The 25,097-nt window shown below is 63.0% G+C and carries 18 protein-coding genes and 1 pseudogene; 12 read left to right on the plus strand and 7 right to left on the minus strand.

From position 1 onward, the window contains the following. Window positions 1-5: 5 nt before the first annotated feature. The 3 genes from AC6JAC_RS03065 to AC6JAC_RS03075 all read left to right on the plus strand — a co-directional run bounded on the left by AC6JAC_RS03065 (window position 6) and on the right by AC6JAC_RS03075 (window position 3,152). Entirely contained in the window at window positions 6-1,535 is a 1,530-nt protein-coding gene (locus AC6JAC_RS03065) for a sugar ABC transporter ATP-binding protein (protein ID WP_497963397.1), read from the plus strand. After that, on the plus strand, window positions 1,532-2,539 hold the full coding sequence (locus AC6JAC_RS03070) for an ABC transporter permease (protein WP_081818812.1): 1,008 nt from the start codon (window positions 1,532-1,534) through the stop codon (window positions 2,537-2,539). Before AC6JAC_RS03065 ends, AC6JAC_RS03070 begins: the two co-directional genes overlap by 4 nt. Window positions 2,540-2,618: 79 nt before the next feature. Then, entirely contained in the window at window positions 2,619-3,152 is a 534-nt protein-coding gene (locus AC6JAC_RS03075; protein WP_497963398.1) for a GntR family transcriptional regulator, read from the plus strand. A gap of 399 nt (window positions 3,153-3,551) precedes the next feature. Here AC6JAC_RS03075 and AC6JAC_RS03080 read toward each other — a convergent pair whose 3' ends face one another. After that, complete coding sequence (locus tag AC6JAC_RS03080) at window positions 3,552-5,114, minus strand: ATP-dependent nuclease (protein WP_497963399.1); 1,563 nt, start codon at window positions 5,112-5,114, stop codon at window positions 3,552-3,554. A gap of 400 nt (window positions 5,115-5,514) precedes the next feature. Next, the gene (locus AC6JAC_RS03085; protein WP_497963400.1) at window positions 5,515-6,678 is read right to left on the minus strand and encodes a hypothetical protein; all 1,164 of its coding nucleotides are present in this window, start codon (window positions 6,676-6,678) and stop codon (window positions 5,515-5,517) included. 886 nt (window positions 6,679-7,564) lie between these two features. On the opposite strand from AC6JAC_RS03085, the gene AC6JAC_RS03090 reads away from it, so the two are divergent. The 4 genes from AC6JAC_RS03090 (at window position 7,565) to AC6JAC_RS03105 (ending at window position 12,906) form a co-directional block, all read left to right on the plus strand. Further along, entirely contained in the window at window positions 7,565-8,518 is a 954-nt protein-coding gene (locus AC6JAC_RS03090) for an SNIPE associated domain-containing protein (RefSeq protein WP_497963401.1), read from the plus strand. Window positions 8,519-8,571: 53 nt separating this feature from the next. Further along, window positions 8,572-8,865, plus strand: coding sequence for a GIY-YIG nuclease family protein (locus tag AC6JAC_RS03095; protein ID WP_497963402.1), 294 nt, complete (start codon window positions 8,572-8,574; stop codon window positions 8,863-8,865). Window positions 8,866-9,059: 194 nt separating this feature from the next. After that, window positions 9,060-12,710 (plus strand): methionine synthase, encoded by a 3,651-nt coding sequence (metH, locus tag AC6JAC_RS03100; protein WP_497963403.1) that lies wholly within the window; start codon window positions 9,060-9,062, stop codon window positions 12,708-12,710. Window positions 12,711-12,753: 43 nt separating this feature from the next. Next, window positions 12,754-12,906 (plus strand): LPXTG cell wall anchor domain-containing protein, encoded by a 153-nt coding sequence (locus tag AC6JAC_RS03105; RefSeq protein ID WP_028269736.1) that lies wholly within the window; start codon window positions 12,754-12,756, stop codon window positions 12,904-12,906. Here the strand turns inward: AC6JAC_RS03105 and AC6JAC_RS03110 are convergent. Then, window positions 12,896-13,372 carry a hypothetical protein gene (locus tag AC6JAC_RS03110; protein WP_497963404.1) on the minus strand — a complete coding sequence of 159 codons (477 nt, stop codon included), beginning with the start codon at window positions 13,370-13,372 and terminating at the stop codon, window positions 12,896-12,898. The two genes, AC6JAC_RS03105 and AC6JAC_RS03110, sit on opposite strands and share 11 nt — an antisense overlap. A gap of 203 nt (window positions 13,373-13,575) precedes the next feature. On the opposite strand from AC6JAC_RS03110, the gene AC6JAC_RS03115 reads away from it, so the two are divergent. Continuing rightward, the gene (locus AC6JAC_RS03115) at window positions 13,576-14,955 is read left to right on the plus strand and encodes an MFS transporter (RefSeq protein WP_497963405.1); all 1,380 of its coding nucleotides are present in this window, start codon (window positions 13,576-13,578) and stop codon (window positions 14,953-14,955) included. A gap of 298 nt (window positions 14,956-15,253) precedes the next feature. Here the strand turns inward: AC6JAC_RS03115 and AC6JAC_RS03120 are convergent, their stop codons facing one another. Further along, window positions 15,254-16,015 carry an NmrA family NAD(P)-binding protein gene (locus AC6JAC_RS03120; RefSeq protein ID WP_497963406.1) on the minus strand — a complete coding sequence of 254 codons (762 nt, stop codon included), beginning with the start codon at window positions 16,013-16,015 and terminating at the stop codon, window positions 15,254-15,256. Here AC6JAC_RS03120 and AC6JAC_RS03125 point away from each other — a divergent pair. Continuing rightward, the gene (locus tag AC6JAC_RS03125; protein ID WP_497963407.1) at window positions 15,990-16,364 is read left to right on the plus strand and encodes a hypothetical protein; all 375 of its coding nucleotides are present in this window, start codon (window positions 15,990-15,992) and stop codon (window positions 16,362-16,364) included. The genes AC6JAC_RS03120 and AC6JAC_RS03125 overlap by 26 nt on opposite strands. A 261-nt stretch (window positions 16,365-16,625) precedes the next feature. Here AC6JAC_RS03125 and AC6JAC_RS03130 read toward each other — a convergent pair whose 3' ends face one another. Further along, on the minus strand, window positions 16,626-17,990 hold the full coding sequence (locus AC6JAC_RS03130) for an MFS transporter (protein WP_497963408.1): 1,365 nt from the start codon (window positions 17,988-17,990) through the stop codon (window positions 16,626-16,628). Window positions 17,991-18,107: 117 nt separating this feature from the next. Next, window positions 18,108-21,974 carry a hydantoinase B/oxoprolinase family protein gene (locus AC6JAC_RS03135; protein WP_497963409.1) on the minus strand — a complete coding sequence of 1,289 codons (3,867 nt, stop codon included), beginning with the start codon at window positions 21,972-21,974 and terminating at the stop codon, window positions 18,108-18,110. 457 nt (window positions 21,975-22,431) lie between these two features. On the opposite strand from AC6JAC_RS03135, the gene AC6JAC_RS03140 reads away from it, so the two are divergent. The 3 genes and pseudogenes from AC6JAC_RS03140 (at window position 22,432) to AC6JAC_RS03150 (ending at window position 24,226) form a co-directional block, all read left to right on the plus strand. Next, a complete protein-coding gene (locus AC6JAC_RS03140; RefSeq protein ID WP_028269739.1) occupies window positions 22,432-23,205 on the plus strand; it encodes an N-carbamoylsarcosine amidohydrolase in 774 nt (257 codons plus the stop codon). A gap of 207 nt (window positions 23,206-23,412) precedes the next feature. Then, window positions 23,413-23,568 (plus strand): annotated as a pseudogene (locus tag AC6JAC_RS03145) (helix-turn-helix domain-containing protein); the annotation flags it as partial. Between the two features lie 136 nt (window positions 23,569-23,704). Then, complete coding sequence (locus AC6JAC_RS03150) at window positions 23,705-24,226, plus strand: IclR family transcriptional regulator (protein WP_497966756.1); 522 nt, start codon at window positions 23,705-23,707, stop codon at window positions 24,224-24,226. Between the two features lie 15 nt (window positions 24,227-24,241). Here the strand turns inward: AC6JAC_RS03150 and AC6JAC_RS03155 are convergent, their stop codons facing one another. Next, window positions 24,242-25,096, minus strand: a complete 855-nt coding sequence (locus AC6JAC_RS03155) for an IclR family transcriptional regulator (RefSeq protein WP_497963410.1) — start codon at window positions 25,094-25,096, stop codon at window positions 24,242-24,244. Between the last annotated feature and the right edge of the window lies 1 nt (window position 25,097).

Here is a 25,097-nt window from a genome sequence, read left to right on the forward strand (position 1 = left end):
CACCAGTGCCTGCCACAACAGAAACACCCCGTGTGTCGGCGAAGGGCATCCGCAAGCTCTTCGCCGGCGTGCCGGCCCTCAAGGGAATCGATCTTGACCTGTACGCCGGTGAAGTAGTCGGCCTGCTCGGCGAAAACGGCGCAGGCAAGTCGACGCTCATCAAGGTTCTCTCCGGCGTCTACCGTCCCGACGGCGGCGCTATCGTCATCAACGGCACGGACACCCACTTTAAGGAACCCTCCGAGGCCCTCGCCGCCGGCATCGCCACCGTTCACCAGCACTCCATGCTGGCGGACAACCTCACTGTCGCCGAGAACCTGGTGCTGGGCAAGGAACCCGGCACCAAGGGCGCGAACTTCTGGATCCGCAAGCGCGAGACCCTGCGGCGGGCCCAGGAACTGGTGGACCGCTCCGGTATCGAACTGCCCCTCAAAACCTTGGCCGGCGACCTGACCGTTGCCCAGCGCCAGAGGGTCGAGATCCTCAAGGCCTCCAGTGAGGCGGGAACGTTGATCATCCTGGATGAGCCCACGGCGGCCCTGAACCCGGACGAAGTGGACGAACTGTTCGACGTCATCCGCAAGCTCAAAGCCCAGGGGATCCCCGTGCTTTATGTGAGCCACCGGCTTGATGAAATCCCCCGGATCTGTGACCGCGTGGTGGTGCTGCGTGACGGGTCCTACGCCGGTGAACTGGACAAGGAACACTCCGTGCCGGATGAAATCATCCCGCTGCTGGTGGGCCGCCAGATCACTGACCTGTTCCCCGAGCTGCCGGAAGTCCGTCCCGAGCCGGTCCTGGAAGTTAGGGGTGTGTCCGGGAAGCGGGCCCGCGATGTCAGCTTCACCGTCCACGCCGGTGAAATCCTCGGCATTACCGGCGCCATCGGCGCGGGCCAGCGGAACATTGCACGCATCATCTTCGGTGCGGACAACGGCCGCGGAACCATGACGCTGAAGGGCAAGGCGCTCCCGCACGGGCGGCCCGACCTCGCGACGGCGGCCGGGATCGGGTACGTGTCCGGAGACCGCAAAACGGACGGACTGATCCCGTCCCTGTCTGTCTGGCGGAACGCCACGCTGGTCAAGGCCCACGGCCTGGGCCGTCTGGGGATCATCAACCCCCGGGCGGAGAAGAGGATCGGCTTGGACCTGATCCGCAAATTCGACGTACGGTCGGCCAGCCCCAACCAGGAGATCGTCACCCTCAGCGGCGGCAACCAGCAAAAGGCCCTCCTGGCACGCTGGGCCGCCATCTCCCCGAAGCTGCTGATCCTGGACGAGCCCACGCTCGGCGTCGACGTCGGTGCACGCCGGGAAATCTACGACCAGATCGTGGAGCTGACCGCAACGGGCATGGCCGTCATCATCGTCTCGGCGGATCAGGCCGAGCTGCAGGGCATGAGCCACCGGGTCCTCGTCTTTGACGAAGGCCGAGTCGTGGCGGAAATGAGTGGCAAGGACGCCACGGAAGAAGCCGTTCTCCGGGCCCGCATGGCGGCCGAAGAACACCTCAAGCAGGGAGCAAACCAATGACCATCCAATCCACGGCACCCGCTGCCACACCAACCGGGGCGCAACTGCCGAAGTCGTCCTCCCGGCCGAACTGGACCAAGCAGATTCGTCCCGTTCTCCGCCGCAACGGCCTCATCATTTTCTTCGGCGTCCTGCTGCTGGTCTTTGCGGCGGTCCGTCCGGAGTTCCTGTCCGAGGGCAACATCCGCAACATCCTCCTCAGCGCATCCGTGATCGGCATCCTGGCCATCGGCCAGACCGTGGTGATGCTCACCGGCGGGTTCGACCTCGCCGTCGCCCGCACCGCCGTCGTCGCCGGAATGGTGGTTGGTCTGGTGAGTCCCCTCGGGATGTTCCCGGCCATCGCCCTCGCCGTACTGTCCTCCATCATTGTTGGACTGGTCAGCGGCACCCTGATCTCCAGGGCCAAGGTCAACCCGTTTGTCGTCACCCTGGGCATGTACACGATCCTGACGTCCGTGGCACTGCTGATCAACGACGGCGGCTCCGTCAGCAAGCTTCCGGGCTGGCTCACCGGCCTGACGTCGCTGAAGATCATGGGCGTTTCCAGCATCGTGTTCTGGTTCATCGGCATCGCCATCGCGGCCCACATCGTCCTCGCCCACACGCGCTTCGGACGCCACATCTACGCAGTGGGCGGAAACTTCGAGGCCAGCCGACTGGCGGGCATCAAGGTCAACAAGGTCCTGACCATCGCCTACATTGTCTGCGCCCTGTGCGCCGGCATCGCCGGCATCCTCCTGACCGCCCGGCTCCAGACTGCCTCCCCGGTGGCCCTCCCCGGGGCTGAACTGGATGCAATCGCCGCGGTCATCATCGGCGGCACCCGCCTCAGCGGAGGCTTCGGATCGGTCCCGAGGACCATCGTCGGAGTCCTGATCCTCGCGTCACTGTCCAGCGGCCTGGTGCTCCTGGGCGTTGCCGCCTACTGGCAGGGCATGGTCAAGGGCGCAGTCATCATCCTCGCGGTCGCCGTCGACGTCATCTTCAACAAACGGAACTAAACACGCTGGTGCCGGCGGCCGCACAGTCGCCGGCACCTCAACTCCAACCCACCGGAACGCTGGACCAAGGAGCCACCCCATGCCGTCCCTGGACCTGCGTGTCGACCGCAATTCGCCCGTCCCGCTCTATCGGCAGGTGGCATCCAGTATAGAAGCCGCCATCCACGACGGGCGCCTGGCCCGGGGCCAGCGGCTGGAGAGCGAACTCGCTCTCGCCGCAACGCTGCGGCTTTCCCGGCCCACCATGCGCCAGGCCATGGACGAGCTTGTCCGCCAGGGACTGCTGGTCCGCAAACGCGGCGTAGGAACGCAGGTGGTTGCCGGTCCCATCCGCCGCGCCATCGATCTCACCGGCCTTTTTGACGACCTCACGGGCAGCGGGCGCACACCGGAGACGGAAGTCATCTCCTTCTCGCACGGGCCGGCCGCACCACAGATCCAGGACACCCTCCAGCTTCCGCCCCGGTCCTCCGTCTACCACGTCATCAGGCTCCGCTCCGTTGGCGGGGAGCCGCTTTCCCTGATCGAGAACTGGATCGCCGGCACCATCCCGGGCATCACCCCGGCACTCCTCGAGGTGTGGCGGAGGTTTAGGGGCGTCGGTCGCCGCTAGACTCACACATATTTGTCGCCGCAGGCCCCTGATACTTGTGCAACCGAAAAACGGACCATCAAAGAGTGCACTGGAGTTCGGCGACCGGGCATCAAGAAATTACTGCTCACACATGAGTTGGCTCCCAGATCACGACGGATATCAGCGCTGATCGAAAAGTGAGCCATTTTGTGGGCCGTCACAATGGCTCACTTTTCGACCGTCGCAGTCAGACGGAATTAGAACGGCACAAAGTGGCCACGCTTCTCGCGTCTGATGTCCCACTCCAAGTTTCGGCCAGCAACGGCGGGCGCGCGACCATCGTGAGGCGCCTTGCTTCGTGAGGTACTTGTGAAGGAACTCCTTCAAGGACCCTGAGGGCCGATACAGGTTGGTACCGGCCCTCAAAGGTCGGTCCAGTCAATCGGCGACAGGCAGTGGGGCTTTGGAACCCTCCTCCTGAGGAACGAACGATCCTTCCTTCGGCAAGTAATCCGCCACGGGATCGAAGATCGCGTCCACCTCATCCGGGAATTGTTCAGCCCATTGGGTGAGAAAAGCTCGTTGTACAGCTGCAGCGCCGATGAAGTCGAGATCGTTTCCCACCTGCTCAAAAAGGACGTGGGGATCTTGGTTCGTGCGAAGCCGTGCTCGGACGGATTCCGCTACTCGCACCTGATCAGATGTGGGCATGTTGAGATTGAGAGCTAAGCGTGCTGCGACTATGTCGAGCTTACTTTCAACAGCCCTTGCAACGTGATCTTCAGGGGCCGAATCTCCCGGGAAAGACACCACTAATTCCTCGTGATTCTCATGGCCCCTCATGTCGCCATCAAGGATAGCCATCGCTTTGAAATTAACGGCCGGATTTTGGTTCTGTATTCTTGCAAACTTGGCAGCGTTCCCGTGACCTCCGACGGCATGAATAGCTAAGCCCAGCAAGGATATCCCTTTGCGCCGACGGTACTCACGGAGCCCGGCCAGTGCCATCTGTTCGCCGAAGGCGTCCTCAACAAAGATGGCCAGGGACGCCTCTACCTTGCCTGTAAGTGCGCGCAGCGAATTAACGTCAAGCTTGCCCTGCGTGAGTTCGCCCTCAGCGCAGGACCACACGGCCCGATCGGGAAGTGGCGCAAGCGCATCGTTAGAGTGAGTGGTGAAAATGATCTGACACGACTTACGCTTGGCCACCTTGATCAAATACTCGACAAGTCGCTTAGTGGCTACCGGGTGCAGCCCGTTCTCGATTTCCTCAATTAGAATCAGTGACTCATCAGGGCTCTGTTCGATATCGGCGACAATGCGGATGACGCTCGCTTCCCCCGCTCCAAAATGAAACTCGGAGTATGCGTCACCACTCGGGCTTACTGCCGCATAGAGGTTTTTTACGCCTCCTTTTCGGAGGGCAACCAAGAGATAATTCCGAGCCTCCTTGCCCAGGATCTTCTCGACTGCATCGACGGTGCTGGTGGATAACTGCGTTTCATTGGGGCTCTTGAAACTGCCGCCCATGAAAGAAGTGAGGTCCTTCCGCTCGCTGGCTGGAATCGTTCGCGTCACCCCGAAGAGCAGGATCTTCCGAGACAGTGCATCTCGACTCCACTTGGAGCTCACGTAGCTGGCAGTGCGGGTTGTAGGGGCGCTGGCGTTCTTTTTTGGATCCCGCTCCCAGAGTTCGTACTCGACTTTCCAGTTCTTCATGCTCGCATCGTATTTGCCGCTTTTCGCAAAAAACCGCCTTGGTGCAATTTCCTTGAAAATCAGTGCTGCCGCTCCGAGCACAGTTGTCTTTCCGCCACCGTTTGGGCCGACCAATGCGGTTACCGGAAAGTCAAATCTAATCGACGCATCTTTGTAAGCTCGTAGTTTTGCAAGCCTCATCCCAAGCAGATAGCTCTGATATTTGCGCTTAGAGACTCTTTCGCTCAAAGCTGTAATTTCACTGTCACGGATTTCGCTGTGGATAGTTTGCCCCAATGTCATACCGGAGTCTAACCACAATCTACTTCAATCATTTCCTTCCGGGGCTGTGGCATCACAAAGAATGACTTTGGCCAAAGGCAGATCGGCAGGGCCGGTCGGCAGCGCTTACTCGATCTGGGTTCGAGGTGTGAGGTTACCGATTTCGTCATGATCTACCTGAGAAACCGCTACGCGGCTATGTCATCGCAGGGGATGGTGACTTTACGCACCTTATTCTCGAACAAACTCGGCAGACCGTCGTCATTAAGACTTCCGAGGTTGAAATGCGTTCGCTTTGTGGCGGAGGTGAGGACGAAAGATCTTTCCCGATCCGCCTGCTATGGCCCAACAGCCCATCTTATGAAAGTTGCTAGCCGTAGGAAGGGGCCCCTTGTCCTTCGGCCCCTTCTTGGCCGGGCGGTCAGGCGTGCGGGTGAGTTTTGCTGGAATATTCCGTGCGACCCTGGGCGGCGACCCCCATCTGCCTAGCGAGATAGGCGAGAAACCTCCCAAATATTCCTTCGAGTTCTATGAGACGGCTCCTTAATCCATCAGGTTCCATCCCATAGTCCTTCGCAATTCGGCTCTCAAACTCCTCGGAAACGCGTCGAAGCTCGCCGATGGCTGCCATGGCTGACTCATCAGTTCGCGATTGCTTCACACCAAAGATGAGTGACACAACCAAGACAAGCAGAAGAACAGCGGCGGAAAACCCGGTGCCAATGTGTACAGATATAGCCCACATGCCGCGAGGAACAAACCCATTAATCTCGCCCGCCAGTGCCGCTGAGAAGGCATAGTAAAAAAATGTGGATAGCGAAGGCTCGAATTCTGATGAAAATTGCTTGGGATCGACTTGGTGCAGTCCGTAATTAATAAGGGCAGAAGTGAAAACGACGTGGATAAAGAGGCCGACTACTGTGAGTGAACCAAAGAGCACGAAGGCTGGGCTACGCCGGTAGCCGTCCAGTTTTGTTGCCCAGAGCTCTGTGGCACGCGCAGCCACTACGCCCATGGCCGCTTTCGTAACCAGTTGGGTAGCCTGTTCCCGGGTGTACTCAACTACCTCCTCGTTCCGGTAAACATCGTCAACGCGCACCATGTTCCAGAAGGCCTTACTGTGCAAAATCTTGGAGATGGTCTTATTCTGTCCACCAACAAAGCTATCGAGGCGAAAAGCCCCAAAAGCAGCTAGGCCGAGGTTGATGGCCCACATGAGAATCAAAACTACAATGGCCGCTATCACCATGGGCTCGCCTGCCCGCAGCAAGATTATTGTGGCCGCCGAGAGGACCAGCGTGGCGACTATTAGGAAGCGCGGGAGTCGCTTGAACGTCCCCATCGTGACGTGAACAACACCAATAGCTAGGCTCCAGCTTCGCCTTTTGTACAAAAATTTGGGGATTTTCCAGAACACGGCGATCAGTGGAAACAAGATCAGGTAAACAGCAAGCCAACGCCTTTTCTTCCGAGTGGCTATGAGCAGGATGCTGACAAGTGCCAGGGTTGCAAGAAAGCGAAAGTCCAGCAGCCAGACATATGCGGGAGAGATAGCAGACACCAGCCACCGGTCAACGTCGGCCACGAAGAGTTTGACAAGGAAGACGGACCATAGGAGCGTGGCGAAGACGTCCAGCGTCTTCCAGTAGACCTTGGGACCCTTACCAACAGAGCGAGGAGAACCAGTCTGTTCACTAGCCGTGTTCGCGACCGGCGTTGCTAAGGCTGCTTCTACGCGATCCCACAAAGGTGACCCCCGATCGCTCACTGGGGAAGCTCCCAAAGCCTAGGCGTACGATGCATCTCTATCCTTGACGCTTCCATTCTTGCCCCCAAGGCACCGGATCGATACTACATGTGGTGGAAGAAGAAGAACTTCACCACAATATAGTGTATTACACATGTGTTATTCCCGATGCATAGCCCTGCGAGGTTACTGAGGATCGTTCCATCCCCTGGAGGATTGGCGGCGGAGAATGGCCACTAGACCCGGCCCCGGGCCGAGCGACAAACTTCACAGGAGAGACCATGGACGCCCTGACGAACGTCGCGAGCATCATGGACCACTTCGCGCCCATCCATGGGGCGGGCGTTGACCTCTGCGACCACGTCTTCCGGATCAACGTAGCGCCCTCAGGCTTTTCGCGCTCGAGGCCGCACCGGCTCCCTAGTCAACGCCGCCTCCGAGGCGCGCATGCCGGTAGGGCATCCAAGTACTTCCTAGTCTGTCCGACTAATAACTTGGCGTTGGTGTACGGGCCCAAACGCCTGGGGGTTCGACGCCGTGGCCTCTGGACCCAGGCTTCTGGCACCATGGTCAACAGGAACCCCAGCTAGCGGCCGAACGTCTCGGCCCGCTGATGCACCCGCCGTCCCGAATCCCACCATGCCGGGTCAGTTTGTGGCCTTCATCAAATGCCTGTTGGGCAACGGCGGCGCAGCTACCGAGTCCCCTCCAGCACGCACAGACAATGCTGTCGTTTCGTGCTGATACGGTTCGAGCATCGTTACTCGACTATTGGGGGAATCATGTCAGACGTGTCATCCGGGCCTGCGCCGGAACCGGAGAAACCAAAGAAGTTGCAGATGAGGTCTACAAGGCGAACGCTCAAATGCTTGCCGACCTACGGAGGCTTGGCGCATTGGACACGATGGCCAAGGATTGCCACGACGCCGATCTAATGGCCAGCATCGCTACAGCGCAGCGGGAGTTGGCGGTGATCAACGCCGAGCTTTCAGCCGTCAGCGGGGAGGTGCTGGACGTCCGGCAGGTTGCAGAACGCCACAACGTTGGATTCTACGACTACGAGCATCCGGCCGAGACATCGATAAAGCTGGCCGACGAACTGGGCGCCGTGCGTACACGCATCAAAGACAAGCTGCGCGAGAAGACTGCAGTGACCACGGTCTCCGGTTTCACGTTCAACGGCTCAACGAAGGAGGGCGCCAAGTTCGTCCGCGACCTTTCCGCGCTGCTGCTCCGCGCCTACAACGCCGAGGCCGAGAATTGCGTGAAAACGGTGAAAGCCGGAAATCTTCACACCGCGGCCGCACGACTTGAGAAGGCTCGAGATCAGATCGCCAAGCGGGGCACCATGATTGGGCTCCAAATCACCAACGCATTCCACTCGTTACGGGAGAAAGAACTCGAACTGGCTGCCCGGCACTTGGAGGCCGTCGCCATTCAAAAGCAAATGGAGGCCGAGGCCCGGGCCGAAGCCCGCGAGGCGGCCAAAGCGCAGGGCGAGTGGGAGGCGCTGAAGGCTAAACAGCAGAAGGAAGTGGACCACTACGCCACGGTGCTCGTCCAACTGCAGGCTGCCGGAGACCTTGAAGGTGTCCAGCGGGTCCAGGAGCAGCTTGAGGCCGCAGAAGCAATGCTCGCCGATGCCGAAGACAACGCTCTAAACATCCGCGCGGGCTAGGTTACGTTATCTCCAACCTCGGGGCGTTCGGTGAGGGCGTTGTAAAGATCGGCATGACCCGTCGCCTGAATCCAATGGAACGCGTGCGTGAACTCGGTGACGCATTTCTTTTCGACGTCCACGCACTGTGCTTCTCCAAGGATGCGGTTGGAATCGAGACGATGCTGCACCAGCACTTTGCCGTCCAGCGCGTGAATCTAGTGAATCTGCGGCGGGAGTACTTCTACGCGTCCCCTTCGGACGTGAAACATGCTCTGTGGAGCATCACGTTGAACTGGTCGAGTACCAGGAAAATGCACCGGCCGAGGAGTTCGCCGCATCCAAGGACTTGCGCCAGGCAGCGTTAGTACCGGCCGCCGTTTAGCGTCATATGTGGGCACTGACTGGAGTGGACGACGGCGGGAGGTCCCGCCGTCGTCCACTCAGCTGTTGCGCTTGGGCAGCTATCGCTCTGTGGTCATGGCCAGAACTACCCACCACCCACCGCCGTAGTACATGGACACACAGTGCACTGGCTAGGCCCCCGCCGTAGTCTGTTTAGATGCCTCGTTTTGCGCTTGATATTGAGTCCGTCCCCCGCCCTGCCCGCGCCCAGGCTTTGTTGGATGCAGTCAACCACCGGGTCGTCATTGCCGATGGTGCCATGGGCACCATGCTGCAGGGGCGGGAGCTGTCGCTGGAGGACGATTTCCTGGGGCTGGAGGGCTGCAACGAGATCCTCAACGCCACGCGTCCCGATGTCCTAGCGGACATTCACGACGCCTACTTCGCCACCGGCATCGATGCGGTGGAAACCAACACTTTCGGTGCGAACTGGTCCAACCTCTCCGACTACGGCATCGACGACCGGATCGAAGAGCTCGCCCGGAAGGGTGCGGAGATCGCCCGGGAGCGCGCCGAAGCGGCAGAAAAGACAGACGGACGCGTGCGCTGGGTCCTGGGCTCGATGGGGCCGGGCACCAAGCTCCCCAGCCTCGGGCACACCAGCTACGACTACCTGAAGCAGACCTTCGCCCTGCAGGCCGAGGGCCTCATCGACGGGGGAGCGGATGCCTTCCTCATCGAAACCAGCCAGGACCTCCTGCAGACCAAAGCGGCGGTCAACGGCTGCAAGCAGGCCATCGTCACCCGCGGCGTCCGGCTCCCCATCTTCGTTGAGGTGACCGTCGAGACCACCGGAACCATGCTGATGGGCTCCGAAATCGGCGCGGCACTTACCGCGCTCGAGCCGCTCGGCGTCGACGCCATCGGCCTGAACTGCGCCACCGGGCCGGATGAGATGAGCGAGCACCTCCGCCACCTCTCCAAGCAGTCCTCCGTCGCCATCGCCTGCATGCCCAACGCCGGCCTCCCGGTCCTTGGCCCCAACGGCGCGCACTACCCGCTTTCGCCCACCGAACTCGCCACCGCACACGAGCAGTTCGTCCGCGAATTCGGCCTGGGCCTGGTGGGCGGCTGCTGCGGTACGACGCCGGAGCACATGGCCGCCGTCGTCGAGCGCCTTGCGCCGTTGCGCGAGAGTGCCGCGGTCACCAGCGGCGGAAGGGGCGCCGACGGCGAACGCCTTCCCACCGAGCGTGAAGCCGGCATCGCGTCCCTCTACCACCACGTGAACTTCGACCAGGAGTCCGCGTACCTTGCCATCGGCGAGCGCACCAACGCGAACGGTTCGAAGGCGTTCCGCCAGGCAATGCTGGAGGAGCGCTGGGACGACTGCGTGGACATCGCCCGCGAGCAGGTCCGCGTCGGTGCGCACCTGCTCGACGTCTGCATTGACTACGTGGGGCGCGACGGCGTGGCCGATATTAAGGAGGTCGTCTCACGTTTCGCGTCAGCCTCCACGCTCCCTCTCGTCATCGACTCCACCGAACCGCCCGTCCTCCGGGCCGGGCTCGAACTCATCGGCGGACGCCCCGTGGTCAACTCCGTCAACTACGAGGACGGCGACGGCCCGGACAGCCGCTTCGCGCGCATCATGCCGCTTGTGAAGGAACACGGCACCGCCGTGATCGCCCTGACCATCGACGAGCAGGGCCAGGCACGCACCACCGAGGGCAAAGTGGCCATCGCCTCCCGCCTCGTCGACGCCCTGGTGGGCGAATGGGGGATGCGCGTCGAGGACATCATCGTGGACGCACTGACCTTCCCCATCGCCACCGGCCAGGAAGAAACCCGCCGGGACGGCATCGAAACCATCGAGGCCATCCGCCAGATCACCGCCAAGTACCCCGGCATCAACACCACCCTCGGCGTCTCCAACGTCTCCTTCGGCCTGAACCCGGCAGCGCGCATGGCACTGAACTCGGTGTTCCTGCACGAGGCCGTGCAGGCCGGCCTGACCAGCGGCATCATCGATGCCGCCAAGATCGTGCCGCTCGCTTCCCTGCCGGAGGAGCAGCGCAAGGTGGCCCTGGACCTCGTTTGGGACCGCCGCGAATACGACGCCGACGGCAACGTCACCTACGACCCCCTCAACATCATGCTGGACATGTTCGCCGGCGTCGACACTGCTGCGCTGAAGGACCAGCGCGCCGCGGAACTCGCCGCGCTGCCCACCGGCGAACGCCTGCAACGGCGCATCATCGACGGCGAAGGCAAGGGCCTCGAAGAGGACCTCGACCTCGCCCGCAGCGAGGGCATGACCCCGCTCGGCATCATCAACGACCAGCTGCTCGAAGGCATGAAGGTCGTCGGTGAGCGCTTCGGCGCCGGCGAGATGCAGCTGCCGTTCGTGCTGCAGTCCGCCGAGGTGATGAAGAACGCGGTGGCCCTGCTCGAGCCGCACATGGAGAAGTCGGATTCGTCCGGCAAGGGCACCATGGTGATCGCCACTGTCCGCGGCGACGTGCACGACATCGGCAAGAACCTGGTGGACATCATCCTCACCAACAACGGCTACAAAGTGGTCAACATCGGCATCAAGCAGGGGATCGCCGAGATCATGGCGGCAGCCGAGGAACACAACGCCGACGTGATCGGCATGTCCGGCCTGCTGGTGAAGTCCACGGTGGTGATGAAGGAGAACCTCGCCGAACTCCAGTCCCGGGGCCTCGCGAAGAAGTGGCCCATCATCCTCGGCGGCGCAGCCCTGACCCGCGCCTACGTGGAGCAGGACCTGGCGGAGCAGTTCGAAGGAACCGTCCGGTACGCCAAGGACGCGTTCGAGGGCCTCTCACTCATGGAACCGCTAGTGCAGGTGGCCCGCGGCGCCGACCCCGACGCCGTCGGCCTCCCGCCGCTGAAGAAGCGGATCCATAAGGGCGGCCCGAAGTTCACGGTGACTGAGCCGGAAGCGATGCCGGGCCGGTCCGACGTCGTTTCCGACAACCACGTGCCGTCGCCGCCGTTCTGGGGCACGCGCATCGTTCGCGGTGTCGCCCTCCACGACTACGCCACCTTCCTCGACGAACGCGCCACCTTCATGGGGCAGTGGGGACTCAAGCCCGGCCGCGGCGAGGACGGCGCCTCCTACGAGGAACTCGTGGAACGCGAGGGCCGGCCGCGCCTGCGGTACTGGCTGGACCGCATCCTCGGCGAGGGAATGCTCGACGCGTCCGTCGCGTACGGCTACTTCCCGGTGGTCTCCGAGGGGGAACAGGTGGTGGTGCTCCACCACGGTACGGATTCCGACGGCGTTCTCGGCACCGCTGGCCTGCTCGCGCCCGACGGCGGTTCTGACGGCCCGATCGGCACCGAGCGGCTCCGCTTCGACTTCCCGCGCCAGCGCCGCGACCGGCACCTGTGCCTGGCCGACTTTGTGCGCTCGCGCGAATCGGGGCAGATCGACGTGTTGCCGGTGCAGCTGGTCACCGCCGGCTCGAAGATCGACGAGGTGACCGGGGAGCTGTTCAAGGGAAACCACTACCGCGACTACTACGAGCTCAACGGCCTGGTCATGCAGCTCACCGAGGCGCTCGCGGAGTTCTGGCATGCGCGCATCCGCTCCGAGCTGGGCTTCGCGTCCGAGGAGCCGAAGGACAAAGCCGGCCTGTTCAAGCTCGACTACCGCGGTGCCCGGTTCTCGCTCGGCTACCCCGCGTGCCCGGACATGGAGGACCGCCGCAAGGTCACCGAGCTCCTGAAACCCGAACGGATGGGCGTCATCCTCAGCGATGAGCTGATGCTGCACCCCGAGCAGTCCACCGACGCGTTCGTGTTCCACCACCCGGAGGCGAAGTACTTCAAGGTGTGAGTTGGAGCCGGTTTCAGCAGGAACAAAGGCCTAAGCTTCCCCTATGGGAATTATCATCACACTGCTTATCATCTGGCTTGTCCTGTCGATCCTCGGCTTCGTGGTGAAGGGCCTGCTGTGGCTGGCATTCATCGGCCTGATCCTGTTCGTGGCCACGGCCGTGTGGGGCTGGTTCAAGCGGAAAACTAACGCCTGATCTCTTCCAGATCAGATACGACGGCGGGTGGGTCCTTGGTGGCCTGCCCGCCGTTGTTGTACACCGGCTTCACCCGCCGCAGTGCTGCGAGGATGGCCCGCCCCACCACGGCGATTCCGATGATGGTGGTGACGGCACGCAGGGTGTCCCAGCCCGCCGTCGACGTCACCAGCGAGTAGAGCAGGAAGCTGCTGAGGTTGGTGCCTAGCGGGGCGCCCGGTATGTAGGAGATGCCGGTGCCGGCGCCCACGGCGAAGGGCCAGAACCACGCGTTGGTCAGCAGGCCGAACAGGTAGGACGCCACAACCCCGTAGCCGCACAGCAACCACAGTTCCGCCTTGCCCCTACCCCGGTGCAGGCGAAAACCTGGAACGGCGTCTACGTTGATCTGCGCGTCACCGAAGCGGAACTGAGCGTCGCGGACCAGAAGGGGCTGCCGTCGCGCGTCCCTGACATCACCGGCCAACTGGTGTTGCAGAGTCCCCGAAGGCCTCTCTTTATCACAGCAGTAATAAAGACAAAATCCTTGACTGTTGCTACTAAAGTAAATAAGTTGTTGTCTGATCAACAACGATCTAGACCACATGTGCCAAGCGCTGCCCCGCAGTGTTCTGGGCTGAAAGTGAAGCACCACGCGGTCTGGGCGCCATCCCACTGAATGGAGACAACATGGAACGCGACCTTGCGGACAATTCGCTGGAGAAGGTGAGCCCGGAGCGCCTGCGTAAAGTGGTACGGGCCTCTTTTGCCGGGACCGTGGTGGAGTGGTTCGATTTTGCCATTTACGGCTACATGGCAACCCACATTGCCGCTACGTTCTTCTCATCCAAGGATCCGGTCACGGGTCTGCTCGAGACGTTTGCCGTGTTCGCTGTGGCGTTCGCGCTGCGGCCCTTGGGCGGGATCTTTTTCGGACGCCTGGGCGACCGCCTCGGACGCAAAAAGATCCTGGTGCTGACCGTCCTGCTTATGTCCGGATCCACGGCCGCAATCGGGCTTATCCCCAGCCACGAAACGATCGGTATATGGGCCGCCGTCCTGTTGGTGTTGGCCCGGTGTTTGCAGGGCTTTTCCGCCGGCGGCGAATACGCCGGCGCCACCATCTATGTTGTCGAGCACAGCCCCGACAGGCACCGGGCCCGGTACTCGTCCGCCATGTCAGCGGCGACGTTCTCCTCGTTCGCCCTCGCCGCTGGACTCGGCGCGCTGCTCAGCTTCATCCTGCCGGCCGAGGCCATGGGTGATTGGGGCTGGCGCATCCTCTTCCTGCTGTCCGTGCCGATGGGCCTGATCGCCTTCTACATTCGCGCCAAGCTCCACGAGTCACCCGAGTTCCAAGCGATGATCGACGATTCCGCCTCCCGGCCCGTACCTTCCTTGGGAGCCGTCTTCCGCACCCAGTGGTCCGCGATGCTGCGCCTGGGCGGGTTCGTCATGCTCACGGCACTCTCCTTCTACATTTACTCCACGTACATGTCGACCTTCCTGATCAAGGTGGTCGGCCTGCCCCAACACCTCGCGCTGTTCTCGAGTTTGATCTCGCTGACCCTCGCAACGGCGCTCGCTCCCGTCATGGGCCGGGTTTCGGATCGCATCGGGCGCCGCCGCACCATGCAGATCGCCGCCGGCCTCCTGGCCATCCTCACTATTCCGGCGTACATGATCGCCGAGCAGGGGACGTTCGCAACCGCCGTTGCCAGCCAACTGCTCATAGGCCTCGGCGCGGTGACCGCTAATGTCGTGACTTCGGTCCTGATGTCGGAAATGTTCTCGACCGACGTGCGCTTCGCAGCGTCGGGCACCTGTTACAACATCACGTACGCCGTGTTCGGCGGCACTGCACCCTTCCTGGCAACGTGGCTTGTCGCCGGAACCGGCTATTCGCTCTCCCCCGCAATCTACGTCGCAGCCATCGCCGTCGCATCGTTCCTCGTCGCCACCCTCCTCATGCCCGAGACTGCAGGACAGCCTCTGCGCCGCTACCACGACGATCCCGTTCCCACGGTGCCCGCACGCGCCCTGGCCTCACAATCGGTGTCCGGGGCCTGAGGTCCCTGGCAAGAACAATGGCCGGGCCGCTGTCCGGACCCGCGTGGGTCCGGACAGCACGCCAGTCGATATTGGAATGCTCATCGGGGCCGGTTGCGCCACGGCTATCTGACGGCGGACTTCCGCGGCGCGCCGAACTCCCCAATGGTCTCTCGCGAACGATCGGTTCGGGACAGTTGACTGGCTTCGGCGTTCGCCGGTCCTTGACCCTGGCGTGTGGGAGAAGCTGCAGCCGCGGGCAGTGGATTTAGGTGGCCGGGATGGTCCATTCCTGTCGCGCTGCCCACTGTTGTCGTGGTCAGGCCGTATTGCGCGGCGTGGTGTGGGCGTGCGGGGTAGCCGACCCGGTCGTTCCAGATCTGGCTATCCGCTGAGGGGGCGCCAACGAGCTGTTCTTGCTCCTTCCAGGAGACGGAGACGGCAGTGATCTCGCGGTTGGCGGCCCTGGAGAGGGTCTTGCAATCTCGGCGTGGGTCAGAGCGTCGCCTGCGAGCTCGATCTCGGCTTCGTGGAACTTGTCGGGCACGGTGACGGCGGCGGCGACAGCCGCTCCGAAGTCGTCCGCATTAATGAGCGCCATCACGGTCTGCGGGCTCGTAGCGGTGACGATCTTGCCGTAAGGAAGGTCGGGAAACATGGGGTCACGCTTGGCTGGAAGGAAGTTGTTCATGTAGAAGGCGGGCTTGAAGATGGTCCAGCGGTCCAGGCCCGATTGCCGGACCACCTCTTCCGCGGCTTCCTTCTCATCCCAGTACGCCTTCCACAGGTCGGATTGCTCGTAGTCCGGATGCTCGCTACGCCATCCCGTCGCCGACACGGAAGTGTGGACGATATGCGTGACGCCGGCGCGCTTGGCCGCGGTGGCGATGTTGCGGGCCTGCCGCTGCTCAGCGCCGGGATCTGTTGGGTCGACGCCTGCCAACTGCACGGAGAAGACCACGTCGTGTCCGACGCTGGCAGCCTCAAGAGGCGCGAGGGCCTCCAGGTTCCCGGTCGCGAGGGCCACGCGGGGCATCATCGCCGCCTCAGCCTGCATGGACAGCCGCCGCCAACGCATCATCAGCGCGCTCCTCAACACCGGGGATGACCAATCTGAGCTGGGCGAGGCACTGCGCGTGCGCTTCATCAATGCCATCGCGGCAGCCGTCCAGACCCCACGAGACGAGCAGAGCGACCCGTCCGAGCGGACCGAGCAGAGCGCTCACGATGCGCATCCAGGCGACCCCCTCGACGCCGGTATGGTGACCAACCCGCGGTGGCCTCACGCATCGATCGACCTGGCTGCGATCATCGGACTCTTGACGAGCCTTCCCCGCATCACCGCCCGCCCTTTGGAACGCGCCGACTTCGAGCGCATCGTCGACGAGGTACTGCTCCCGCTGTGGGCGAGCCGAGGCTACCCGCGCTAGGCTTCGCCTCAAGCCCCTTGACCTGAGGATGACAGATAGCGCTACGGACAAGCCGCCATTTAGCGCTCCGGTTCCTTGTCCGCCTCCACTGACGAGTCGCGGCAACAAGCTCGACCGAGACACCAAAGTAGGAGTTCCTGCTGTTGGTGCAGTCGACTTCTGAAACGACAGATTTAACGTCATCCGCCCGGCGGGAACTCTGTGGGGACAGGAGTTATCGCCGGGCGGATGGTGATTGTGGTGCGGGGTTTCGGGGACCTGTCAGTCCGCGCGGACCTTGCTGGGGTCGACGTTCCGGGCGGCGAAGATCAGCAAGCCGGACGCCAGAATGGGGAGGACGCCCCACCAGAGGGTGGCGTTGATCCAGCCGGCTCCGGATGCGAGGGCGGCGGTAATGAGCAGGCCGCCGATGATTGCCCCGACCTGGCCGGAGGCGTTGATGATGGAACTGCCCGTTGCCCGGGTGTGGACGGGGAAGCTTTCGCCGGTGAAGAACAGCAGGGCGGAGAAGGGGCCGATGAGGAAGAACAGCCCGGCGCTGTACAGCCCGATGATGAGCGGGAAGTTCCCGTTCGGGGCCTGGAGCATGGTGAAGAAGGAGACGGCGCACAGGATCCAGCCGATCCCGATCGCGTTGCGGCGCCCGATCCGGTCACCGAGCCAGCCGTGGAACAGGTATCCGGCGAAGGCGGTGGCATTGGAGATGATGAGAATCAGCAGCGCGTTATCGAACTCGAGGTTCTTGCCGTCCGGCGCCGTGAGCAGCGACGTGCCGAGGATCGCGAATGCAAGCACGCCCAGCCAGTTCAGGAGGAAGGCACCGCCGATCGTCAGCGTGGACCGCAGCGATTCTCCGCGGAAGACCGAGACCAGTGGGCTGGCCTTCTCCGAGACATCAATCCCGTATTTCTCCCCGAGCTGCTGTGCCTCTTCCGTCCGGCCGTCCTTGATCATCTTGTCGATCTGGTGACGGTGGGCAAACTGGGGGCTTTCTTTGAGCCAGCGTCCGGCGAAGACGATGAAGACGGCGGGCAGGGCGGCCACGGCGAAGCAGAGCGCCCACCCGCCGACGGGGAACAGCAGATAGACGGACCCGGCGGCCAGGACGGAGCCGACCGGCCAGCCGGACTGGACGAGTGAGAAGATGAGCCCGCGGCGGCGTGCCTTGGCGGGATCGCTGTTGTGGGCGAACATCTCGTTGAGGTATGCCGCGTTGATGGACTGTTCGGCGTAGCCGAGGCCGGCCAGTGAACGCACGAGGACCAGGAAGACGAGTCCAAGACCGGCAGCGAGGCCCACAACCCAGCCGACCGTGGCGGTCAGCAGGGAAGCGACGGCGGCACCGACGACGGCGATCAGGATGCCCTTGCGCCGGCCGATCCGGTCGACGATCGGGCCGATCCCGAAGGCCACGAGTGCGGTCCCTGCCGTCACCCAGGTATTGATCCCCGTGGACTGGGCCGCGCTCCAGCCGAGGTCTGCGGCCAACATCGGCAGGAGGTTGCCGAACAGGACAAAGTCGTAGACGGCGAAGGTCCAGGCGAAGAAGCAAATCCAGGTGGCTAGCCGGACGTCCTTGGGCGTGACATCAGACTCGACAAATTGAAGGGTTGGGGCAGTGGTCATAGCGGTTCCTAATTCACGGGGATAGGTGGGCGGTGTGATGAGTAGGGAACGAAGGGGCGGCCTGGAGGCCAGCGTCGCTAGCTGGCTCCAGGCCGCCCCCCTTGCTGCTGCTTTGGATCAGATTGCGGAACTGAGCTCGGAGACGAATACCTCGCGGCGTTCGGCGGTGGACTTCAGATCGACAGTGAGCTGGCCGTTGACCTCCTTGAGGACCACGCCGTAGTCACGGGCGGCTGCCTCGGCGGTTGTGAAGCCGTCCAGGACGTCCTCGAGGACCTTCAGGGGGTCCCGCCGCTGAGGGTCACCGAAGCCGCCACCGCTGGGCACGGTGATCTGGAGGGAGTCGCCGGCCAGCAGCTGACGACCGGTGACTTTGGACGGCCAGGACTCCTCGCCCTCCCGGCCGGGGTTTTTCACGAGCGAGCCGTTGAGGCCCTCGTGGCCGCCGAACGCGCCCCACGGTACGTCCGACTCGTGGCGTTCACCCTCGCAGGTGATCGCGGTGTCCGTCAGGAAGGTGTTCTCCCGGACGATGCCGATGCCGCCGCGGAACTCGCCTGCGGCCGCCGGCTCGGAGCGTAGTTCGTAGCGGTCGGTGCGCATCGGGAACCGCCACTCGAGCTCCTCGATCGGGTTGTTGCGGGTGTTGGCGATGAGGTTGTCCACGGAGTCCGGCCCGTCGCTGGTTGCGCGGGCGCCGTACGAGCCCTCGTTGACCTCGAGGTAGACCCAGTACTCGCCCTGTTTCTCGTCCCATCCGGAGTAGGAGATGAAGTGGATGTGGGCGGAGTTGCCGGCGGTGACGCGGTCGGGGATGACAGGGGCCAGGGCCCGCAAAGCCAAATCGACGGCACGTTGTACTTGGGAGAACCGGGAGAAGGTTGCGGCCGGGTACGTCGGGTTGAAGATGGTGCCTTCCGGGGCGATCACCTTCAGGGGCTTGAGCATGCCCTCGTTCTGGGGCACGAACACCGGGAAGGCGACCTCATCCAGGAACATCATGCGGGTGATGAACGTGAATGCCGAGACTGTGGTGCCCTCGAAGGCGCAGTTGTAGGCGGTCGGCACCTGTTCGGAAGAGCCGGTGAGGTCGTAGGTAATCTCGTCACCCTCGACGATCACCTTCACGACGATCGGCAGCTTCTTGCCATAGTTGCGGCCGTCGTCGTCCAGGTAGCCGACCTCGGTCTCGTAGACGCCATCCGGGATCTTGGCGATTTCCTGGCGCAGCATTCGCTCCGAGTAGTCGATCCAGCTCTGGCCGGCCTCGCGGACCGCGCCGAAGCCGTAGCGCTCAATGAGGGCGATGTAGCGGGACTTGGCCAGCTCGCAGGCGGCGATCATCGCCTGGAAGTCGCCCTCGTTGGAGGTGGGTGTCCGGGTGTTGTTGAGAATGTGCCGGATCAGCGATTCCTGGCGGACGCCCTTCTCGGCAATCTTCACCGCCCGGAAGATGGTGCCTTCGGACTGGATGTCCTGAATGTCCACCATCAGTCCGGAGTACGCGCCGCCGTTATCAATCAGCTGGCCCGAGGCTCCGGCGAAGCCGACGAGTTCCCCGTCGTGGAAGATCGGTTCGATGATCGCCACGTCGGGGGAGTGCGTGGCCCCCAAGTAAGGATCGTTGTGCAGGATGACGTCACCGTCGTGGATGTCGTCGCCCAGGACCGAGATCACGCCCTTGACGATCTTGGGCATGGAGCCCATGAACATGGGCGTGGAGTCGGACTCGGCCAGCACGTTGCCGTCCCTGTCGAAAAGCCCTGCGCCGAGGTCCTCGGACTCGCGGATGATCGAGGAATAGGCCATACGGAACAGCACCGAGGCCATTTCCTTGGCCGCCGAGTTCAGAGCGCCCCCGATCACGCGCATCAGGATCGGCGTGGCCAGTTTCTCGGCACTCTGGGTCGCGGCCGGGCAGTCGATGACGAGGTTGCCGGCTGCGTCCACCGCTCCGGAGAATCCCGGAGGAATAACGGTGGTGGAGTCGTACTGTTCGATGATGGCGGGACCGGTGAAAGTAATTCCCACGCCCATCCTGTCGCGGTCGTAGAACCTGGTGTCCAGGGTCACCGGCTTGCCGTCCTGTTCGAAGGTCACCGGACGGGTTTCCACCAGGGCGTCTTGGAGGGAACCGGACTTGATCGCCTCCGGCGTGGGCAGGTCATCCATCACGGCGCTGGCCTCCACGCGGATGTTGATGACCTCCACGGTGCCGTTCTTGAAACGGTGACCGTACTCCTCAAAGTGGGCATCGTGGAAGGCTGCCTCGGCCATTTCCAGCCAGGCTTCGTTGACTGGTCCTGCGGGGGCGGCGAAGCGGATCTCGTACCCCTGGCCCTCGTAGCGCGCGTCCGCGAGCCATTCAAGCTTGCGGCGTTCGGCCGGCACGTCCTCGGCATCCAGCTGGGCATTGGCCTCGCGTTCCAACTGCTCGAAGGAGGCCTGGATGGCGGCGGGGTTGGCGTGGGCGAACGTGAACCGGCTGGTGGCGACGAACTCGTACTTCTCGTCGGTAGCCAACAGGCCGGTGGCAGCCATGATGCCGGGGTGGGCCGGGATCAGCACCTTCGGGACCTCCAGCTCCGCGGCGATCTCGCAGGCGAACAGTGCGCCGGCACCGCCGGCAGCGACGAGGGTGAAGTCTCGCGGGTCGTAGCCCCGGCGCACGGAGTTCTGCTCGATCGCCTGGGTCATGCCGAACTTCTGGATCTGCAGCGCGCCGAGGGCGGCCTGGTCCACCGACATGTTGAGCTTTGCTGCCAGACCTTCCATGGCCTTCCGGGCGCCATCAAGGTCCATATCCATACCTGAGCCTGCCAGAACGCGGTCAGGACGCATGCGGCCCAGCAGCACCTGGGCGTCGGTCGATGTCGGCTCCGACCCGCCGCGGCCGTAGCAGACCGGGCCCGGGACGGCGCCTGCAGATTGCGGACCCACGCGGAAGACACCGCCAGCGTCGACGTAGGCGATGGAACCGCCGCCGGCACCAATGGTGTCGATGTCCACCATCGGGACCATGGCCTGGTGATCGCCGATCTTGGTGTCCAGCAGGTGACGCATGCGCAGTTCACCCTTATAGGCCACACCGATGTCCGCCGACGTACCGCCGATGTCCAGGGTGACGACGTTCTCGAAGCCGGACTGGCGGCCGGCCCACATGCCGCCGATCAGGCCGCCGACCGGTCCGGACATCATCAGCGTCACCGGGCGCTTGGCGGCCTCCTTGATCGGAACCATACCGCCGGAGGACTGCATCAGCAGGATCTCCCGCTTGTAGCCCAATCCTTCGGCCTGCTCCTGCAAACGGTGCAGGTAACGCGAGACCCGCGGCCCGACGTAGGCATTGAGCGCCGTGGTGGAGAACCGCTCATACTCCCGGTAAAGGGGCACGATCTCGCTGGACAGGGACAGGTAAGCCTCGGGGAACTCCTCCGCGACGATTTCCCCGATCCGCTGCTCGTGGGCGGAATTCAGGTACGAGTGCAGCAGGCAAACGGCGATGGCTTCGACTCCGGCAGCCTTCAGCTCGCGCACGCGCTCACGAACCTCATCTTCGTCCAGGGGAACCAGGACGTCGCCGTTGGGTGCCGTGATGCGCTCCTTGACCGTGAGCCGATGACGGCGCTTGATCAGGGGCTTGGTCTGCCACGGCAGTTCCTGCTGGAGGGAAAAGTTGTACGGCTTCTTGTGCCGGGCGATGTGCAGGATGTCACGGAAACCCTCGGTAGTGATCATCCCGACCTCCGCACCGGTATGCGTCAGCGCGGTGTTCGTCGCCACCGTGGTCCCGTGCACCAGCTGGTCGATCTCCGCAAGCGAGACACCGGCCTTCTCGCAGAGCTTCTTGATGCCGGAGATAACGGCTTCGGACGGATCGTGCGGGGTGGACGGGACCTTCTCCACAACGGCAATGCGCTGGGCGTCGTCTGAAAAATACAAGTCGGTGAAGGTGCCGCCGACGTCTACTCCGATGCGCTTCATGCTGGGGTCCTTTCGGAAGTGAGGCTCAGGACTGCGTTGAAGGGAAGCCTGGGTGGGCCTTTCGGCCAGTGGCAACCCCCGTTTGGAGTCCGCTGGGTTAGACCGCAAATTTATGTGCCATAGGTCACAAGTTGCTTAGTAAGCAATGTAGTTCCCGTGGAAGCAACAAGCAATGGTTGATGGTTCTTTTTTTCAGGCGGCCCCCTCCGCTTGCGGGCCGTATGCCGGGAGTGGTAAAAGGTCGACCCCCACTCTCCTTTGGATAGATCGCCTTGTTCCGAGTTCATGCTTTTTGGAAGGCGCCGGCCTCTGGATCCCATTGGGGCGCGGGGCCTGGAAGCGAATTCCGGCAAATCTCAGAAGGGGGTTGTGCGTTGCGCAAACAGCAACTACTGTGATGACACAGCAACAAAATGTGGACAGGGGAAGCCCGGTCCCCGAGAGAGTGGAGACAGCCATGACAACAGAGACGTTCAACGACATCGAAGCCCGCCTGGCAGCAGTGCTGGAGGAGGCGTTCGAAGCAGGCACGGATATCTACAACGAGCGAGGCTTCAAGCGTCGGATCGGCTACGGCAACCGCCCCGCCGTCATCCACATCGACCTCGCGAACGCGTGGACCCGGCCGGGCCACCCGTTCAGCTGCCCGGGCATGGAGACGATCATCCCGAACGTCCAGCGGATCAACGAGGCCGCGCGCGCCAAGGGTGTCCCGGTCTTCTACACGACGAACGTGTACCGCAACCGCGACGCCACCTCCGGGACGAACGACATGGGCCTGTGGTACTCGAAGATTCCCACGGAGACTCTTCCGGCGGGTTCCTACTGGGCGCAGATCGACGACCGCATTGCTCCCGCGGAAGGCGAGGTCGTAATCGAGAAGAATCGCGCCTCGGCGTTCCCGGGGACGAACCTCGAGCTCTTCCTGACCTCCAACCGCATCGACACCCTGATCGTGACCGGTGCGACCGCGGCCGGGTGCGTGCGTCACACCGTCGAGGACGCGATCGCGAAGGGCTTCCGCCCGATCATCCCCAGGGAGACCATCGGCGACCGCGTCCCGGGCGTCGTGCAGTGGAACCTCTACGACATCGACAACAAGTTCGGTGACGTGGAGTCCACGGATTCGGTGGTGGATTACCTGAACCGCCTCCCGCAGTTCGAGGACACGGTCCCGAAGACCCTCTCGGATCCCCAGCCCGAGGTGGCGTGCCCTGCGGATCCGGCCTAAGCCGCACCGCACTCTCGGAGCCCCGCGGTCCGGCATCCCGGGCCGACCCGACGACGGCCGTCACCCCTCAACGGGTGCCGGCCGTCGTCGGGCCTCGCTCCCGCGTGCCGGGAGAGGTATGACCGGTCCTCCGACATTAGGTTGAATGGGCACACCGTAAGATGGTTGCTACGGTGACTGGACTTAGCGCCTGGAGAGGGAGAACTCATGCTGGACCCACAAACCACCACTGATAAACCGCAAGGGGCGGCAGCATCGCTGCTCAACGGTCTGACGGTCCTCGAAGCCTTCTCCGTCGCCAAACGATCCCTCCTGGGCGTCACGGAGATCTCCGAACTCGTCGGCCTGCACAAGAGCACCGTCTCCCGGATGCTCACCGGCCTGGACGAAGCCGGATACGTGCAGCGCGACGAAGACACCGGGCGATACCGCCTGGGCCTCGGGATGATCGGCTTGGCAGGACCCGCTGCTGGCCGAACTCGGCGTCCGCCGTACCGCCCTGCCTCACCTCGAAGAACTCACCGAAGCCACCGGCGAGACGGCCGCGATCGCCGTCTGGAACGGCACCAACGCGATCGTCGTGGAACAGACGGCCTCCCCCCATCAGGTCAAACACAGCGCGGCGATCGGCACGCGCTACAACAAGTTCGCCAGCTCCTCAGTCCGCGTGTTTCTCGCCGACCTGCCGCGCGAGGAAACCGACCGTCTGCTGGCCGGCCGGATCGTGCTGCGAGAGGCCTACCGCGGTCTCGAGGACCCGGTCTACGAACAGCTGGCCGCCGTGCGGGACCACGGGTACGCCGTCAACGACGGCGAGACCACTTACGAGGAATACGGCGTGTCCGCCCCCGTGCGGGACTACCGGGGCGAAGTCGTCGGCTGCATCACAGCCAGCGCGCCCCGGTCCCGGGTTCAGCACCTGAAGAGTCAGTCGAGCCTGCGCGAAGCCGTGCTACAGGCCGCTGAGCGCGTTTCGACTCGGCTGGGCAGCCTCCCGGGGGAAACAAATCCAGTGCGCTGACGTTGCGTGGGTGAATCAGCCCGGAAGTGAAGCTGACCAGCCCAGGCGGGTGGATAGTTCCGAGGCAGCGTGCTGTACGGCTTGAACCAGAGCGTCCCTGGTGGCCTGCTTGTGCACGCGGGAACGGGGAGCGGCTGCAGTGATGCACCCAACCACCTTGCTTCGGTAATCCCGGACCGGAGCGGAGACCCCAAACTCTTCGTCTGCGGTTGCACCGTCGTTGACGGCGTATGCCTGACGGGCGACTTCCTGCAGGTGGGTGGTGTGGTCCTCCGGCAAACCATCTCCTGCCTTGCGTAATATCTGCCCGGATCCGATCAGCTCGGTCGCGAGGGCCGGTGCCAGCTCCGCCAGGAAGACCCGCACCGAGGAACTTTCGAATGTGTTGTACCGGGTTCCAATGGAGGCAGTGTGTTTGACCTGGAAGGGGCTGGCAACCTGCTCCACGACGATGGCCTCATGGCCGTTCCAGACCGAGATTGCGCTGGTCTCTTGGGTGCTTTCGGTTAATTTCTCCAGATAGGGAACCGCGGCACGGCGGACATCCAGGTCCGCCAGTAAAGGGCCGGCCAACGCAAGGAGGCCCAGCCCGAGGCGATACCGCCCCGTCTCCTCATCCCGCTGGACATATCCAGCTTCTGTCAGACCGCTCAAAATGCGTGACACCGTGCTCTTGTGGAGGCCAACCCGGTGAGCAATCTCAGTCACACCAAGAACCGGATTTTGCACCGAGAAGGCTTCCAGCACAGCAAGACCATTCAATAGCGACGCCGCAGCTCCTTGGACCTGGCTGTTGTCCTGCCTCGGCCTTCCCGGCATCTGCATCCTCTCGTGCAACGTGACCGTCCCGCCACTCTTTTGGGCCATCATA

It is taken from the genome of Arthrobacter sp. KUASC02 (assembly GCF_059739395.1).

Excerpts from the sequence above, each read along its gene's own strand:
- AC6JAC_RS03070 (WP_081818812.1), top strand. The coding sequence starts at position 1,532 with ATGACCATCCAATCCACGGCACCCGCTGCCACACCAACCGGGGCGCAA.
- AC6JAC_RS03075 (WP_497963398.1), top strand. The coding sequence starts at position 2,619 with ATGCCGTCCCTGGACCTGCGTGTCGACCGCAATTCGCCCGTCCCGCTC.
- AC6JAC_RS03080 (WP_497963399.1), bottom strand. The coding sequence starts at position 5,114 with ATGACATTGGGGCAAACTATCCACAGCGAAATCCGTGACAGTGAAATT.
- AC6JAC_RS03090 (WP_497963401.1), top strand. The coding sequence starts at position 7,565 with ATGCTGTCGTTTCGTGCTGATACGGTTCGAGCATCGTTACTCGACTAT.
- AC6JAC_RS03095 (WP_497963402.1), top strand. The coding sequence starts at position 8,572 with ATGACCCGTCGCCTGAATCCAATGGAACGCGTGCGTGAACTCGGTGAC.
- metH (WP_497963403.1), top strand. The coding sequence starts at position 9,060 with ATGCCTCGTTTTGCGCTTGATATTGAGTCCGTCCCCCGCCCTGCCCGC.
- AC6JAC_RS03105 (WP_028269736.1), top strand. The coding sequence starts at position 12,754 with ATGGGAATTATCATCACACTGCTTATCATCTGGCTTGTCCTGTCGATC.
- AC6JAC_RS03115 (WP_497963405.1), top strand. The coding sequence starts at position 13,576 with ATGGAACGCGACCTTGCGGACAATTCGCTGGAGAAGGTGAGCCCGGAG.
- AC6JAC_RS03125 (WP_497963407.1), top strand. The coding sequence starts at position 15,990 with ATGGACAGCCGCCGCCAACGCATCATCAGCGCGCTCCTCAACACCGGG.
- AC6JAC_RS03120 (WP_497963406.1), bottom strand. The coding sequence starts at position 16,015 with ATGATGCGTTGGCGGCGGCTGTCCATGCAGGCTGAGGCGGCGATGATG.
- AC6JAC_RS03130 (WP_497963408.1), bottom strand. The coding sequence starts at position 17,990 with ATGACCACTGCCCCAACCCTTCAATTTGTCGAGTCTGATGTCACGCCC.
- AC6JAC_RS03135 (WP_497963409.1), bottom strand. The coding sequence starts at position 21,974 with ATGAAGCGCATCGGAGTAGACGTCGGCGGCACCTTCACCGACTTGTAT.
- AC6JAC_RS03140 (WP_028269739.1), top strand. The coding sequence starts at position 22,432 with ATGACAACAGAGACGTTCAACGACATCGAAGCCCGCCTGGCAGCAGTG.
- AC6JAC_RS03155 (WP_497963410.1), bottom strand. The coding sequence starts at position 25,096 with ATGATGGCCCAAAAGAGTGGCGGGACGGTCACGTTGCACGAGAGGATG.